Source organism: Lactobacillus rodentium (assembly GCF_003423665.1).
GTDB lineage: Bacteria > Bacillota > Bacilli > Lactobacillales > Lactobacillaceae > Lactobacillus > Lactobacillus rodentium.
The window spans coordinates 17,522-31,434 of sequence record NZ_BFBY01000003.1 but is presented as its reverse complement, the minus strand read 5'-3'; the positions used below and the strand labels follow the sequence as shown (position 1 = coordinate 31,434).

General features: G+C 31.7%; 17 protein-coding genes. 2 read left to right on the top strand and 15 right to left on the bottom strand.

Going from position 1 to position 13,913, the window contains the following annotated elements; translation table 11 throughout:
* Nucleotides 1-6: 6 nt before the first annotated feature.
* The 9 genes from LrDSM24759_RS02575 to LrDSM24759_RS02535 form a co-directional block, all read right to left on the bottom strand.
* The gene (locus LrDSM24759_RS02575; protein WP_117117937.1) at nt 7-1,011 is read right to left on the bottom strand and encodes a class I SAM-dependent methyltransferase; all 1,005 of its coding nucleotides are present in this window, start codon (nt 1,009-1,011) and stop codon (nt 7-9) included.
* 193 nt (nt 1,012-1,204) lie between these two features.
* Nucleotides 1,205-1,747: a ComGF family competence protein gene (locus LrDSM24759_RS02570; RefSeq protein ID WP_157964230.1), complete on the bottom strand. Its 543-nt coding sequence runs from the start codon at nt 1,745-1,747 to the stop codon at nt 1,205-1,207.
* Between the two features lies 1 nt (nt 1,748).
* Nucleotides 1,749-1,952 carry a type II secretion system protein gene (locus LrDSM24759_RS02565; protein WP_245953324.1) on the bottom strand — a complete coding sequence of 68 codons (204 nt, stop codon included), beginning with the start codon at nt 1,950-1,952 and terminating at the stop codon, nt 1,749-1,751.
* Nucleotides 1,942-2,367 carry a hypothetical protein gene (locus LrDSM24759_RS02560; RefSeq protein WP_117117935.1) on the bottom strand — a complete coding sequence of 142 codons (426 nt, stop codon included), beginning with the start codon at nt 2,365-2,367 and terminating at the stop codon, nt 1,942-1,944. The genes LrDSM24759_RS02565 and LrDSM24759_RS02560 overlap by 11 nt, the downstream gene beginning before the upstream one ends.
* Nucleotides 2,339-2,665 carry a competence type IV pilus major pilin ComGC gene (comGC, locus tag LrDSM24759_RS02555; protein WP_117117934.1) on the bottom strand — a complete coding sequence of 109 codons (327 nt, stop codon included), beginning with the start codon at nt 2,663-2,665 and terminating at the stop codon, nt 2,339-2,341. Before comGC ends, LrDSM24759_RS02560 begins: the two co-directional genes overlap by 29 nt.
* A gap of 9 nt (nt 2,666-2,674) precedes the next feature.
* Nucleotides 2,675-3,679 (bottom strand): type II secretion system F family protein, encoded by a 1,005-nt coding sequence (locus LrDSM24759_RS02550; protein WP_117117933.1) that lies wholly within the window; start codon nt 3,677-3,679, stop codon nt 2,675-2,677.
* The gene (gene comGA / locus LrDSM24759_RS02545; RefSeq protein WP_117117932.1) at nt 3,648-4,628 is read right to left on the bottom strand and encodes a competence type IV pilus ATPase ComGA; all 981 of its coding nucleotides are present in this window, start codon (nt 4,626-4,628) and stop codon (nt 3,648-3,650) included. Before comGA ends, LrDSM24759_RS02550 begins: the two co-directional genes overlap by 32 nt.
* A 130-nt stretch (nt 4,629-4,758) precedes the next feature.
* A complete protein-coding gene (locus LrDSM24759_RS02540; protein WP_117117931.1) occupies nt 4,759-5,490 on the bottom strand; it encodes a YebC/PmpR family DNA-binding transcriptional regulator in 732 nt (243 codons plus the stop codon).
* A 78-nt stretch (nt 5,491-5,568) separates the two neighbouring features.
* Nucleotides 5,569-6,075, bottom strand: a complete 507-nt coding sequence (locus LrDSM24759_RS02535; protein ID WP_117117930.1) for a VanZ family protein — start codon at nt 6,073-6,075, stop codon at nt 5,569-5,571.
* A 161-nt stretch (nt 6,076-6,236) separates the two neighbouring features.
* On the opposite strand from LrDSM24759_RS02535, the gene LrDSM24759_RS02530 reads away from it, so the two are divergent.
* Together LrDSM24759_RS02530 and LrDSM24759_RS02525 are read left to right on the top strand one after the other, a co-directional pair.
* A complete protein-coding gene (locus LrDSM24759_RS02530) occupies nt 6,237-6,497 on the top strand; it encodes a hypothetical protein (RefSeq protein WP_117117929.1) in 261 nt (86 codons plus the stop codon).
* Between the two features lie 105 nt (nt 6,498-6,602).
* On the top strand, nt 6,603-7,847 hold the full coding sequence (locus LrDSM24759_RS02525) for a DUF4097 family beta strand repeat-containing protein (protein ID WP_117117928.1): 1,245 nt from the start codon (nt 6,603-6,605) through the stop codon (nt 7,845-7,847).
* 18 nt (nt 7,848-7,865) lie between these two features.
* Here LrDSM24759_RS02525 and crcB read toward each other — a convergent pair whose 3' ends face one another.
* From crcB to cdaA, 6 genes are all read right to left on the bottom strand, one after another.
* Nucleotides 7,866-8,225, bottom strand: coding sequence for a fluoride efflux transporter CrcB (gene crcB, locus LrDSM24759_RS02520; RefSeq protein ID WP_117117927.1), 360 nt, complete (start codon nt 8,223-8,225; stop codon nt 7,866-7,868).
* 2 nt (nt 8,226-8,227) lie between these two features.
* The gene (locus tag LrDSM24759_RS02515) at nt 8,228-8,611 is read right to left on the bottom strand and encodes a fluoride efflux transporter FluC (RefSeq protein ID WP_117117926.1); all 384 of its coding nucleotides are present in this window, start codon (nt 8,609-8,611) and stop codon (nt 8,228-8,230) included.
* Between the two features lie 87 nt (nt 8,612-8,698).
* The gene (gene glmS, locus LrDSM24759_RS02510) at nt 8,699-10,507 is read right to left on the bottom strand and encodes a glutamine--fructose-6-phosphate transaminase (isomerizing) (protein ID WP_117117925.1); all 1,809 of its coding nucleotides are present in this window, start codon (nt 10,505-10,507) and stop codon (nt 8,699-8,701) included.
* A gap of 198 nt (nt 10,508-10,705) precedes the next feature.
* Nucleotides 10,706-12,064 carry a phosphoglucosamine mutase gene (gene glmM / locus LrDSM24759_RS02505; protein WP_117117924.1) on the bottom strand — a complete coding sequence of 453 codons (1,359 nt, stop codon included), beginning with the start codon at nt 12,062-12,064 and terminating at the stop codon, nt 10,706-10,708.
* Nucleotides 12,065-12,078: 14 nt separating this feature from the next.
* Nucleotides 12,079-13,047 (bottom strand): CdaR family protein, encoded by a 969-nt coding sequence (locus LrDSM24759_RS02500; protein WP_117117923.1) that lies wholly within the window; start codon nt 13,045-13,047, stop codon nt 12,079-12,081.
* A complete protein-coding gene (cdaA, locus tag LrDSM24759_RS02495; protein ID WP_117117922.1) occupies nt 13,044-13,889 on the bottom strand; it encodes a diadenylate cyclase CdaA in 846 nt (281 codons plus the stop codon). The genes LrDSM24759_RS02500 and cdaA overlap by 4 nt, the downstream gene beginning before the upstream one ends.
* Nucleotides 13,890-13,913: the final 24 nt, after the last annotated feature.

The window sequence follows — 13,913 nt, the reverse complement described above, 5'->3', positions numbered from 1 at the left end:
CCTCCCTTATTTACTACTATTTTTGTACCATTCATTTAACTTAACGTTAAATTCTACTAGGGCTTTATTATCCTTTAATGAAGGTAATTGGGCAACTAAAACATTTCTTTTAATTGCTTTGTCCCCATGATTTTGAAAGACTAAGATAGATTTTTGTTGAGTATCACTTGCAAACATATCAGTTGGTAAATCAATGATAGCCTGAATATTAACTTTTTTGCCTAACCAACTAATAAAGTCGCTTTGAATTAAATTAGTAAATAATCCCTTTGGTACTACTAAAAAGGCAAAACCATTTTTAGCTAAATTTTTAACAATTTGTTCAATAAATAAAAGATGAGCTAACGAGTGTCCTTCCTTTGCCTGATTTTCAAAATTTTTGGCATTATTATCTAAGGGATAATATCCTACTGGTAGATCACTAACAATTACATTTGCTGGTGGAATCATCCAGGGATCTAAAGCATCTTGATTAAACAAGTCAATCTTAAATCCATCTAAATGTGCACCTACATCAGCCAAATCAAGTAGGGTTTCATCATTGTCAATCCCAATTAATTGATAATTATTTTGTGAATGATTATCTTGAACTAACTGACGAATTACTGAATAAAGTAAATTTCCAGTACCAATAGCCGGATCAACGACTTCTATTTTTTTATCATTTGGTACCAATTTTTGCCATAAAAGAGCAATAATTGTAGCAATAATTGAAGGGGTAGGAAGCTGAGTATAATTTCTTCCATCTTCATTAACTGATTTTAAGGCCAAAAGAGTAAAAATCTGTACTTTTAAATCTTTAGGAATACTTTCATATTTTAATTCACGATATTTGTCAGTTAATTCTGCCACTGTTTCCTTGTCAGGAGCACCTTCTTCAACTTTGATTTTTTCATTTTCTAAATTATCAAATGTCTCTGTTACAGCTGAAGCAAATGAGACATTTAAAGCCTTTTGTAGTAGTTCTACTACTTCTTGAAATTTTGGATATAAATCAGTAATTTTTTCCATTTATAATTGCCCCTTTCTTCACTTCTTATTTTATTAATTAATAAGTAAAGGAGCAAGAAGATCGTTTTAATTATTTAAGTATTTCAATAATAATAAGTTATTTTCCAAATTTTTCATAAACACTTCTTGATAAAAAGTAACGAAAAGTATGCATGCAAATAAAAGTAAAATTGCTGATAACATTGCACTTCCCCTAACTTTTGGTCTTTGCATTTCCTTTTTTATTTGGTTGTAAAGTATCTTTATCATTTTTTGTTTTATCCTTTAGCTCAATCGGCTTGTCTGTTTTAAACCTTAAAACACTATTTCGTCGATCACTTTCTTGAAGATAAATTTCAAAATATTCTTTATCATATTTAAAGCTCGATTTTCTCAAATTCATAATCAATGGCATATGACCACCATCAGCACCAGTTAGCCGTATCATATTTCGATATTCTTCAATACAATAATTTCGAAAAATTGGATGTTTGTCTTTTTCACCAATTTGTTTCTTTAAAATAATCTGATGGCTATTAGAATGAATGGCATCAATTTCCACATGTCCTTCATCATGAAGAAATTCTTTAAGTTGAATATAGGAAAATGCAACTTCATTAATTGGTGCTACTTGTTTATCGGCTTTTTTCACAATTCCTAAAATTCCAATCAACATTTCAACACATAAAGCTGTAATAAATAAAGCTAAAATTGCTTCTGCAATTGAAAAAGCTCTAACTTTAAAAATGGTTTTCATTTTAATAACATTTATCATGTATTTTTATACTTTTTACTCCAGTTGATTTTTTTATTTGAGTTGCTAATTTATGATCTACCTTTAATTCTATTTTTTGCTCTATCTTTTTTTCCTGACCAACTGTTGAACTTAATAAACTTATACTCAGACATGCAATAACTAATCCCATGGTTGCTTCTAGAAGTAAAAATCCTTTAACTTTCAATCATACGCCCCCATTTCATTTGAATTTTTATAATCCTTTTCTTGTTTTTATTTTTTATCATAATGGTACGTGGTGAAATTGATCCTTTTGGATTTACAAAAACATGATTTAAATTATCAATTTTAATTTGATGATTAATTGGAAAGTATTGCATACTTTTACCTTGTTTTACTGAAATTCTATTATTTTCTTCCGAATAATGAATAAAAATTGCATTTTTCTTTAAAAGAGACTTTCTAGTAGAACTTTCGATAATACTTTTGACTAATCGCGTTGTATTACTTAATTCTAAATCTGATTTAAATTGAGTTAATTTCAAGGTTGGTATCGTAAAAATTAAGCAAAAGACAAATAAAATAATAATTGCTTCAACTAAAGTAAATCCCTTATTTTTTACTTTCTGTAACCTTTCCATTTGTAATTGTAATTCCTTTTTCATTTGCCTTTTTTAATTGTTTATCAGAGATAAATCCTTCTTTATTCAATTCTTCCAAACTAATATTTTTATCATCGGCTAGTTCGACCTGAGTTTGTAATGTTGATCTAAAGGCTTCATCAGTTCTACTTTCTGCACGATCTTTTTGTTTAGTCAAATTAGGAACAACCAAAAGAATTAGAATAGCAATAATTGCAATTACAATAACCATTTCAATCAAGGTAAAACCTTTTAATTTTTGTGATTTTTTTAAAGTATTAGTTAATTTTTGACGCATTTTTTCTCCTTAAATTGTTTGCAGTACTGAATACATTGGCATTAAGATTTTTAGATACATTCCCAAAATACAAATCCCAATGAAAATAAAACAGATTGGTTGTATATTAACAACTAATTTCGTAAGTTTGAGATTTAATTCATAAAACAGGGTTTTACTTAACAAAACTGCCTTACGACTCATTTCATCACGTTTACCTCCACTAGTAATTAACATCAAAAGACTATTGGGCAAGAACGCTTCTTCTTTAATAATATTTTCTAAACTTTTTCCTTGACTTAACTGATTTTGAACCTTTAAGCCAATACATTTTTGTACAGAACCTTCTTCTTGTTTTTGGGTAAATTTACAAATCTGTTGTAATGAAAAGCCATCGGCAATTAAAATTCCAATATCATAGACTAAAAGATATTGAATATATAGGACTAAAGTCGAACCTAAAAAGGGTAATTTTTTTAATTTATTAAACGACGCATAATCTTGTCGATGTAGTAAATAGATAATCCTACTTCCAATACCACACCCAAGAAAAATAATAGTTAAAAGTCCAATAAAAATTATATTTTCTCCTAAATCACTATTATTTATCTCTGTCTTCAAAAACGTTTGCATCCCAATTAGTAAAAAGATCATCATCCCTACTAATAAAATGGGATAAGTTAATTCAGATTGTAATTTTTTTATTTGTTTATTTTTTAACCTTAAAAGTTCTGTTAATTGGGTCAAGCACTCTGGTAAACTTCCTTCTATAAAAGACATATTTAATTGGGCCGCAACTTGTTTAGAAAAGCCTAATTTAACTAGAATTGCTCCCAAAGACACCCCATTTTCAATTTGTAAGTTTAAATTTTGAAGGATATTTTCTTTTTCTTTCCACAAAGTTGGAATTAGTTTAAGACTAAGATTTAAAGAAAAACCATTTTTTAAACATTGACCTAAGTAATCTAAAAACATTAATTGTTCAGTATTTGTTAATTTACACTTATCCCTGTGAAAATATTGAATATTGTTCATCGCTAATTATTTCCTTCTCTTTAAGTGTGGAAATATTCTTATTCCAAGTTATAAACTCTTTTCTTTTTTCATTTTGAATTTCATCTTTCAAAATTTCTCCACTGGCAATATCAAATAAACAAGCAGGTTGTTGTAATTTTTGATTCCAAATTAACCTCTGATAAGATACACCAGTTAAACTATTTAATAATTCACTTTTAGATATTCCCAAGCCTTCTAAACGACTAATCGTTTGTAAGGAACTTTTTGCATGTACCGTAGCTAAAACTAGATGACCACTTAAAGCAGCATTTATTGCGACTTTGGCAGTTTCACGATCTCTAATTTCTCCTATAATCAATATATCGGGGCGATTACGCAGTGCTGCTTTTAATAATGCTAGATATGTAATATTAGCCGGTAGATTAATTTGTGTTTGTAGGAAGCTTTTTTCAAGAATTTCTACTGGATCTTCAATCGTCATTACTATCTTGTCTTCACCAATATTCTTAGCTAATTGATACATTGTTGATGTTTTACCAGATCCAGTTGGCCCACTAGTAATTACTAAGCCACGTTTTTGACATAATTTTTCCAGTTCAGTAAATTGTTCAGGAAAGAAATAATTATTATGTCTGTTGCCATAAATAAGACGAATTACTAGCGCTTCATGATTTAAAAAATCTCCCGTACTAGAAAAACGTAAATAAATTCTTTCATCTTGAATTTGTCTAGCTAACGAACCTACTTGTGGTCTACGATGTTCAGCAATATCCATCTCACCAATAAATTTGAAATAGTTAATTAATTCCGTTCCTGTGCTTAAAGTAATGTTTTCTAACTTATTAATTCCTTTGTCTGTTCGTATCTTTAACTCAAAATTATCCGATTTAGGAAAAATAAAAATATCACTACTATGGCAGCTAACAGCAGTCTTCAATATTTTATTTGCTAATTCTTTTATTTCCATCTCTTTTCTTTTTCTTTCTATAAATTTGGATCCATTTTAAATTACGCAAAAATTAAATATTTGTTTTTAAAATAAAAAAGGATTCAAAAGTTTATCACCTTTGAATCCTTTTTTTAATTCTTAATTACTATTATTCATCGTCATCTGCAGCTGCAGTATAAACGTTAGAAACATCATCACTATCTTCCAAAGCATCGATAAGATTATTGAATTGATCCTTCTTATCTTCAGGAACTGGGGTAGTGTTTTGAGGAATCATAGTCAATTCTGCATTAGCAAGCTTGTAACCAGCCTTTTCTAAGCTATCTCTAACATCTGTAAATTGCTTAGCATCAGTATAAATTTCGTATGCATCATCACTGGTTTGTAAATCATCGGCACCTGCATCCATTACATCAAGTAACATTTGATCTTCATCAGCATCAGTAGTTGAACGATCAATTACGATGTAACCTTTTCTATCAAACATGTAGGCAACAGATCCGGTAGCACCAAGAGAACCACCATTACGAGTGAAAGCAACACGAACATCAGAAGCAGTACGGTTCTTGTTATCAGTTAATGCTTCAACTAAAATTGCTACACCACCTGGTGCATAGCCTTCATAAGTAATTTCGTCGTAGTGTTCGTCTGAGCCACCTTCGGCCTTCTTAATCGCACGTTCAATATTACTCTTTGGCATGTTAGCTGCACGAGCCTTATCCATTACCAAACGTAAAGCAGGGTTTCCGGAAGGGTCAGGACCACCACTCTTTGCAGCCATATAAATTTCACGAGATAATTTTTGGAATACTTTACCTCTCTTAGCGTCTTGCGCATTCTTGCGGCCTTGAATATTGTGCCATTTTGAATGTCCTGACATTATAATCCTTCTTTCTTTTCATAAATATTGTATAACCTTGTTAATCTTAACGCAGTAAGCGCTCAAATTCAATTCGATTTAAGCGTCATTTTTGCTATTTTTAAAATTCTTTATTCCATACACAATCATGCAGATTAAAATTGCCAAGAGGGCTCCTGAAGAATCCAACATTACATCATGTACGCTAGGAGTTCGGTCCCCAGTTAGCATTTGATGAAACTCATCACAAAATGCAACAAGGATTGTTCCTAACCAAATTAACAAAGGTCCTCCCCAACTTTGAAAGATCTTTTTTAGACCTAAAGAACCAAATAAGCCTAATAAGAAAAAGCTTCCAAAGTGTGCCATTTTTCGCATTACAAATTGAGTCATTCCGGCTACACCCTGATCAAGATGAGCATTATGCCATCGACCACCATAGTAGATGTTCCAATGACCTACCCAATTTTCTAGCAAGGGAAAATATTTATGAATAAATCCTGGTTTCATTTCTTGTTGGTGGTAGGTCATTGAACTTGAAATAAAAAGTCCAATTAACACTAAGACCATTAAAACGATAAAAATATAATGTAGTTGCTTTTTCATTATTTCTCCTCATTAATTCTTACAGCATAATAAAACAAATTATTTTTTATTTTTCAAGACTTTATTTTTGATTTAATAAAATCTTAGTCCATAATGGAAAGTGAAAAGAGAAATCTAATTAGTTTCCCAAATATATTTATTAACAAAAGGAGATAATATTTATGTTTACTACAATTTTTTGGATTTTAGCTATTTGGTTTGTTATTAATGTTATTTGGATGTGGTTCCAACTTAATAACAAGACTTTACAAAAGACCTTTGCATGGATTAACGTTGCAGCCATCATTATTGGTTTCTGGGTATACTACGGTGTCGGAGCTTCACATAACCCTGGTATAGCTGGTTGGTTCATCGCAATGAACTGGATTAACATCGTTGTTGCATGTATCCAATTTTACTTCGGCTACCGTTCAAATGATTAATTAAGAATTCCTAAAAGCGTTGTGACTAACTTTGAGGTTAGTTACAACGCTTTTTTTATTTAATCTTTTTGATTATGCTACAATAAACATTTAAAGGAGGTAACCATGTTCGAAAAACAAATTACTTCAATTTTAAATAAACTTTCAGATACGAAAGATTTAACCACTTCAAATAAGTCGCTTGTTCAACAAATAGAAAAAAATATTAATAAAAGAACTAGTGATAGTTTAGATTCAGCAGATACTACCCTTGCAATCAAAGAAAACTTAGAAGAAGTAGATCGGATTTTATCGTCTCCCTATACCGATAAATATGCTCAAATCAGTCAAAAAAGACTTAAAAAGATTATCCACCAACTTATAAATTTAAAACTTACTCAATCCTTAAACCTTAACCTTCAAGGGATTACTGAAATTCATTTGAATTATCGTATTGGAGATTTATTAATTCTTCCTACCAAGGCTAAAACTGCTTTCTTAAGTGATTGGATGTCACGAGATATTCAAAAATTACATTCGGCAATTGAAAAAGTTGGTAATGTAATAAAAATTACTCAAGGACCGCGAAAACATATAGGTTTTTTCAAAAATAAAGTTATTCTGTTTCTCCCACTGGATTATTCTGGTTTTATTACCATTAGAAATCAAAGTGGACGAGTTTACTTAACCAATCTAAATAGTGATTGTATGGTTGATTTAACTTCAATTTCAGGTAATACTTTATTAACCAATCTTCATGTAAAACGTCTTCAAGCTGATTTGAATTCTGGAAATATTATTTTAAATCATTGTCAAGCTGAAGATATACATGTTAATACTCGCTCTGGAAATATTACCGGCTCTTATTTAATAGTCATGAACCCTGATGCCGATACTCTTTTCACTTCAACTAGTGGCAATATCAAATTAATTTCTAGTTTAAGCAATCGTCTTATTCTTAATACTAAAAGTGGAAATATAACAACTAAGAATTTGAATGAGGATGAAGCAGATATTTCAACTGTTTCGGGTAATATTAAACTGAATAACTATAACAGTAATGGAAGAATTAATAGTTCTTCTGGAAAGATCAGAATTTCTCTTGATAAAAAATTTGATAAAGAACTTAGAACTAAAACACGACTTAGTTCTATTAAAATTAAAATTGATGAACATTTACCAATTAAATTTCAGGCTAAAGGTAATCTGTCGACTATCAATCTGCCGTTAGATGCAATTATTTACGATAGTGATGATTATAAATCAATTAACGGCTATCTTAATGATGAAGAGGCATTACCATTTTTACTTTTAGAAAGTAATCAGGGATCAATTGAATTAAAGACAACAGAACAAAATAAAACAGACTAGTTTATCAGCTAGTCTGTTTTATTTTCTTCCTATCAAGAAACCTAAAAATACTAAGCCAAAGCCGCCCAAATATGAACATATCCCATAAATCCAAAATTTTTTTCTGGCCTTTTGCTTTAATTCATTTAATAATTCTACGTTTAAAGTTGAAAATGTAGTATAGCCACCCATTACTCCTGTTCCTAAAAGGGTATAAGAAAGTGATGAGAAGTGTAATGAAAAAAATACTCCTAATAAAAAGGCACCACTTAAATTGATCATTAAGGTTGCCCAAGGAAAATTATCTCCCCAATGCTTTTTACCATAATCGGTAATAATATATCTAATTAAGGCACCAAAAATAGCACCAATTCCTGCACAAGCAATTATTACAATCATTATTATTCAACAACTTTCTTTCCTAAACTTTTCCCTACTTTCATCCCTAACCAGGCAAAAGTCAAACCTAAAAGTAAAGATAAACCAAAATATAAAATTCCATTATACCAATACTTTGTTTGTAGTAATTTTAACGTATCTAATTGAAAAGTTGAAAAGGTTGTAAAGGCACCCACTAATCCAGTCGTCAACCCAGTTTTTAACCATTGTGGGACTAGTTTATATTCAATAAAAAAATATGTAAATAATGCTAATAAAAAGCAGCCTAAAATATTTGCAATAAATGTACCATAAAACGACCAAAGTAAATTAAAATAGCACCGTAATGCGCCACCTAAAAAGGCAAAAATTCCAATACTAAAATAGTTTTTTACTTTTTCTGACATTAGATCTACTCTTCTTTTAGTAAAATAATTCTTTCACAATGATTATACAAAAAATGAGCTTTACTTAAAAGCTCATTTTTAAATTGTTTATTCAACTGTAACAGATTTTGCTAAGTTACGTGGCTTATCAACATCTAGTCCCTTATTCTTAGAAGCGTAATATGCAATTAACTGTGCAGGAATGGCAGTTACTAATGGGGATAAGTAGTAATCAATTTGGGGAAGAACCACATCGTCTCCTTCACGCGCAAAATCTTTTGCTACAAATGTCATAACATTTGCACCACGTGATTCTACTTCTTGAATATTACCACGAGTTAAGTCTGCTGTTGCAGGGTCATTAATTAAGGTAATCACTGGTGTACCCTTTTCAATTAGAGCAATCGTACCATGTTTTAATTCAGCAGCAGCAAATCCTTCTGTTTCAATATATGAAACTTCTTTAAGCTTCAATGCACCTTCTAAAGCAACAGCATAATCAACACCACGACCTAAGTAAAAGGCGTTACGAGTAGTTGATAAGTATTTCTTAGCTAATTCATCGATCTTTTCTTTACCATCAACTAATTCTTGCATTCCTTCAGCAGCAAGAGCAAATTGATTCTTTAAGTCAAAATTCTTTGCTTTTTCAAGATTCTTCTTTTCACCAACTGCTTTAGCTAAAATTGCTTGAACTGCAATTTGAGCTGTATATGCCTTTGTAGATGCTACGGCAATTTCTGGACCAGCTTCAAGAAGCATTGTATAAGTAGCTTCACGAGAAAGAGTAGATCCTTCCACATTGGTCATCGTTAAGCTTGGTAAGTTTCTTTCATTCACTTGTTTAAGCACTACTCGTGAATCAGCTGTTTCTCCAGATTGAGATAAGAAGATAAAGAAAGGCTTCTTAGAAAGTTTAGGGAAGTGGTAACCAAATTCAGAAGCAAGTCCGACTTCAACTGGAATATCAGCGTATTCTTCAATGATATTTTTACCAACTAAGCCAGCATGATAACTAGTTCCGGCTGCTAAGATATAAATTCGATCACTTTGGGCCATTGCATCAACAATTGCAGGATCTACTTTTACATCATCACCATCAAAGTAATCTTGTGATAAACGTCTCATTACTGCAGGTTGTTCATCGATTTCCTTTAACATGTAAAATTCATAAGTACCCTTTGAAGCAGCGTTTGGATCAATATCTAAAGTATGAGGTTTACGTTCTACTTTTTCTCCATCAATAGTTTCAATAACTACATTATCCTTAGTAACGTCTGCTACATCACCATCTTGCAAATCAATAAAAGTCTTAGTTTGATCTAAAACAGAAATTGCATCTGAAGCAATAATGTTAAAACCATCACCGATTCCTAACATCATTGGACTCTTATTCTTAGCAATAAAAATGTGGTCAGGTTGTGTATTATCAACTAACAAGAAAGCGTATGAACCACGAACTAACTTAAGCGCTTCTTTAAATGCTGAAAAAGCATCTAAGTTCTTTTCTCTAGCAATTTTATCTACTAATTGCACTACAACTTCTGTATCAGTAGTGGACTTAAAATCAACATCTTGAAGATATTTTTCTTTTAATTCAGCGTAATTTTCAATTACCCCATTATGTACTAAATAGAAACGTCCATCTTCTGAAACATGTGGGTGAGCATTATCAACAGTTGGCTTTCCATGAGTAGCCCAACGTGTATGTCCAATACCAACTAATCCCTCTTCATCTGGAGTTAACTTTTCTTCTAAATTACTTATTCTACCAACTGCTTTAGTTAAGTATTCATTTCCTTGTAAATCATTTAAGTAGATACCAGCAGAATCATAACCACGATATTCCAGGTTCTTCAAACCATTTAACACTACTTCGCGAGCTGGTTTACCAACTACACCAACAATTCCACACATAATTTTTCTCCTTTGGTATATTCAATTTTTAAAATTGGTCTATACTATTAAATTCTTTTGCTATAGCTCTATAACAGCTATAATATTAGTATTTTTAGAATTGGTCAAGTGATTTATTAGAAAATTGGTATAAAAATAAAATAGACAAATAAAAAAAGCTTGTAGAATCATGACTACAAGCTCTTCTATAAGATCAAATTAATTTTCACTACCCATTTCTTGCTTAACAATATTAGCAACTTGTTTACTATATTTATCGGCTAATTCTTGTGTAGGTGCTTCTGTCATTACACGTAAAAGATCTTGGGTTCCAGATGGTCTTACAAAAATTCGTCCGTCATCTCCAAGTTCTTTTTCTACAGTATCAATTGCATCTAAAATTGCTTGGTGATCTTTCCACGTCTTTTTATCCTTAACAGGCACATTGATCAATGTTTGAGGATATTCTTTAAAATCAACAAGTAATTCGCTTAATGATTTTCCTGTTTCTTTCATTACGTTAAGTAAATGCAAACCAGTAAGCATTCCGTCACCGGTATTATGGTAATCACTAATAATTACGTGGCCAGACTGTTCACCACCCAAGTTATAACCATTAGCACGCATTTCTTCAGATACATAACGGTCTCCAACTTGAGTACGAACATTTTTGAGACCCTTCTTTTCTAGCGCTTTAGTGAAACCCAGATTACTCATAACAGTAGTAACAATCGTATCTTTTTTTAAGCGTCCATGATCAGCCAAATAACTACCAATCACGTACATAATATGGTCACCGTCTACTTCATTACCGTTTTCATCTACAGCAATACAACGATCAGCATCCCCATCAAATGCTAAACCAAGTTGAGCACCTTGCTTAACAACTTCTTCTTGTAATTTTTCAGTATGAGTTGCACCAACATTATCATTAATATTCAAACCATCAGGATGAGTTGCGATAGTAGTGAAATCAACACCTAAATCAGCAAATAAACGTGAAATTAAAGCGCTTGAAGCACCATTGGCACCATCAACAACAACCTTGATCCCACTTAAATCTTCAGGCAAAGTATTTTCAATAAATTGTAAATACTTGGCTGAACCTTCATGATAGTTTGTAACAGTTCCTAATCCTTCTGCAGAAGGACGTGGTAACTTGTCTTCAGGAGCATCAATCAATGCTTCAATTTCTTCTTCTTTAGCATCTGAAAGTTTTAAACCATCACTACCAAAAAACTTAATTCCATTATCTTGAACTGGATTATGCGATGCAGAAATTTGTACACCTGCATCGGCACCTTGTGCACGTACTAAGTATGAAAGTCCAGGAGTTGTAATTACTCCCAATTCTAAGACTTCAATACCAACAGATAAAAGACCAGCAATTAAAGCATATTCCAGCATTTGTCCTGAAATACGCGTATCACGAGAAACTAATACCTTAGCCTTTTCTCCATCTTTTTTATCTTTAGTTAAAACATAACCACCATCACGTCCTAATTTAAATGCCATTTCAGGTGTTAAACCTGCATTCGCAACACCCCGAACACCGTCGGTACCAAAGTACTTAAGCATATTAATAACCTCTCTTAATTCTTTTTACTATTACTGTCTGAAACTTTAATTTTTACTGGAATTTCTGCGGGATTAGCCTGATAAATTCCCTTTGGCAATTTTAACGTTACATTTTTTTCGGTATCAGAAGTTACATGTGAAAGATCTACATCCACTGATAGTTCATCTAGCTTCTTCAATATATCACTTTTACCATAGATCTTAACACTTTCGATATCACTTGATACTGAAAAGACCTTATTTTGGCTGCCACCATGTGAAGTTAAATTAAGTTTAACTGTCTTCTTCGGCAAACTAATTGGAATTGTTACATTAGTGGTGGCAGGATCAATGACAACGTTTAATTGCCTACCTGCCTTGTCTTCAGCGACAAGAATTACCTCTCGCATATAAGTTTTAATTTCATCTTTAGGTATAACCACACGAGCAACAATCTTATCAATTTGATTTACTTCACTTTTTGCACCCGTAACAGTAACCACTGACGGATCACTTTTAGCAGTACCTATCTTATAAGGAGATGGCACAGCATCTTTATTATACTCTATTTGAACTGGAAATGATTTAGATTTTCGCTTCTGAATATTAACAGTAATTTTTTTAGGATTTAATGAATATGATAATTGATTGCTTAGACCATTAATTTTAACTGGAACAGTATGTTTTCCTGGTTTTAATCTGCTTAAATCAATAAATGCCCTAAAATTCTGAGTATTTACAGTAGATGTTACTAATGCGGTAGAACCGGATAAGCTTAAAGATACTTTATCTGGATATCCAGTAACGTAGTATTTATCGGTATCAACCGAAACTTGAAGCGGTACTTTTAAATTTTCTTTCTTGGTAGCAGTCTTGACAGTCGCATTACGTTGTCCTTCAGGTACAAAACCTTGCTGATTATAATTAACATATATTGCCAATAAAATTGCTAAAAATAAGGCTACAATTTTATAAAACCAGAGGCGATCAAAAAATTTTTTCATTTTTTATTTGACCCCCAATTCCATACTTTATTAATAATTTTTTGAAACCAGTTTGGACCTTTATCTTCAACTGGTACTAATTGAGCCCGTAAATACTTCAAGTATTCTTCTCTAGTTAAATCCACCATAAATTGACTATTACGCGTAATGGTAACACCACCAGTTTCTTCAGAAACAACAATGGTTATTGCATCTGTAACTTCTGAAATACCAACAGCAGCCCGGTGTCTAGTTCCCAAATTTTTGGGAATAGCGCGGTTATCTGATAACGGTAAGTACGCCGCAGCTACAGCAATTTTATTATCTCTAATAATTACTGCTCCATCATGAAGTGGAGTATTAGGAATAAAGATATTAATCAATAAAGCTCCTGATATATCTGCATCTAATGGGATTCCAGTTTCAATATAATCCTCTAATCCGGTATTTTGTTGAATCGTAATCAGAGCTCCGATTCGTCTTTTAGACATATATTGAATTGCTTTATCTAATTCTTCAACCATTTTTTCAGAACTGTCATGTGCACTCATGGTATTGCCACCAAAAATTGATGAACGTCCAAGGTGTTCAAGACCTCTCCGAATCTCTGGTTGAAAAATCACAATAATTCCGATAACGGACCAAGATAAAATTTGATCGACAAAATAAGTTAAGGTATGTAAATTCAAAAAGCCTGCTATAATTCGAATAATTATAATTAAAGAAATTCCTTTAAGTAATTGAACAGCCTTTGTTCCACGTGCTAATAAAATTAGACGATAGATGATATACCAGACAATTAGAATATCTATCAAATTCATTAAATTTTGCCAAGTAAATAGACTCGCAATATTCAAATTCATAAATTCTCCTTTTCTTAATAATTT

Coding starts and splice junctions, on each gene's coding strand:
- LrDSM24759_RS02575 (WP_117117937.1), bottom strand. CDS start 1,011: ATGGAAAAAATTACTGATTTATATCCAAAATTTCAAGAAGTAGTAGAA.
- LrDSM24759_RS02570 (WP_157964230.1), bottom strand. CDS start 1,747: ATGAAAACCATTTTTAAAGTTAGAGCTTTTTCAATTGCAGAAGCAATT.
- LrDSM24759_RS02560 (WP_117117935.1), bottom strand. CDS start 2,367: ATGGAAAGGTTACAGAAAGTAAAAAATAAGGGATTTACTTTAGTTGAA.
- comGC (WP_117117934.1), bottom strand. CDS start 2,665: ATGCGTCAAAAATTAACTAATACTTTAAAAAAATCACAAAAATTAAAA.
- LrDSM24759_RS02550 (WP_117117933.1), bottom strand. CDS start 3,679: ATGAACAATATTCAATATTTTCACAGGGATAAGTGTAAATTAACAAAT.
- comGA (WP_117117932.1), bottom strand. CDS start 4,628: ATGGAAATAAAAGAATTAGCAAATAAAATATTGAAGACTGCTGTTAGC.
- LrDSM24759_RS02540 (WP_117117931.1), bottom strand. CDS start 5,490: ATGTCAGGACATTCAAAATGGCACAATATTCAAGGCCGCAAGAATGCG.
- LrDSM24759_RS02535 (WP_117117930.1), bottom strand. CDS start 6,075: ATGAAAAAGCAACTACATTATATTTTTATCGTTTTAATGGTCTTAGTG.
- LrDSM24759_RS02530 (WP_117117929.1), top strand. CDS start 6,237: ATGTTTACTACAATTTTTTGGATTTTAGCTATTTGGTTTGTTATTAAT.
- LrDSM24759_RS02525 (WP_117117928.1), top strand. CDS start 6,603: ATGTTCGAAAAACAAATTACTTCAATTTTAAATAAACTTTCAGATACG.
- crcB (WP_117117927.1), bottom strand. CDS start 8,225: ATGATTGTAATAATTGCTTGTGCAGGAATTGGTGCTATTTTTGGTGCC.
- LrDSM24759_RS02515 (WP_117117926.1), bottom strand. CDS start 8,611: ATGTCAGAAAAAGTAAAAAACTATTTTAGTATTGGAATTTTTGCCTTT.
- glmS (WP_117117925.1), bottom strand. CDS start 10,507: ATGTGTGGAATTGTTGGTGTAGTTGGTAAACCAGCTCGCGAAGTAGTG.
- glmM (WP_117117924.1), bottom strand. CDS start 12,064: ATGCTTAAGTACTTTGGTACCGACGGTGTTCGGGGTGTTGCGAATGCA.
- LrDSM24759_RS02500 (WP_117117923.1), bottom strand. CDS start 13,047: ATGAAAAAATTTTTTGATCGCCTCTGGTTTTATAAAATTGTAGCCTTA.
- cdaA (WP_117117922.1), bottom strand. CDS start 13,889: ATGAATTTGAATATTGCGAGTCTATTTACTTGGCAAAATTTAATGAAT.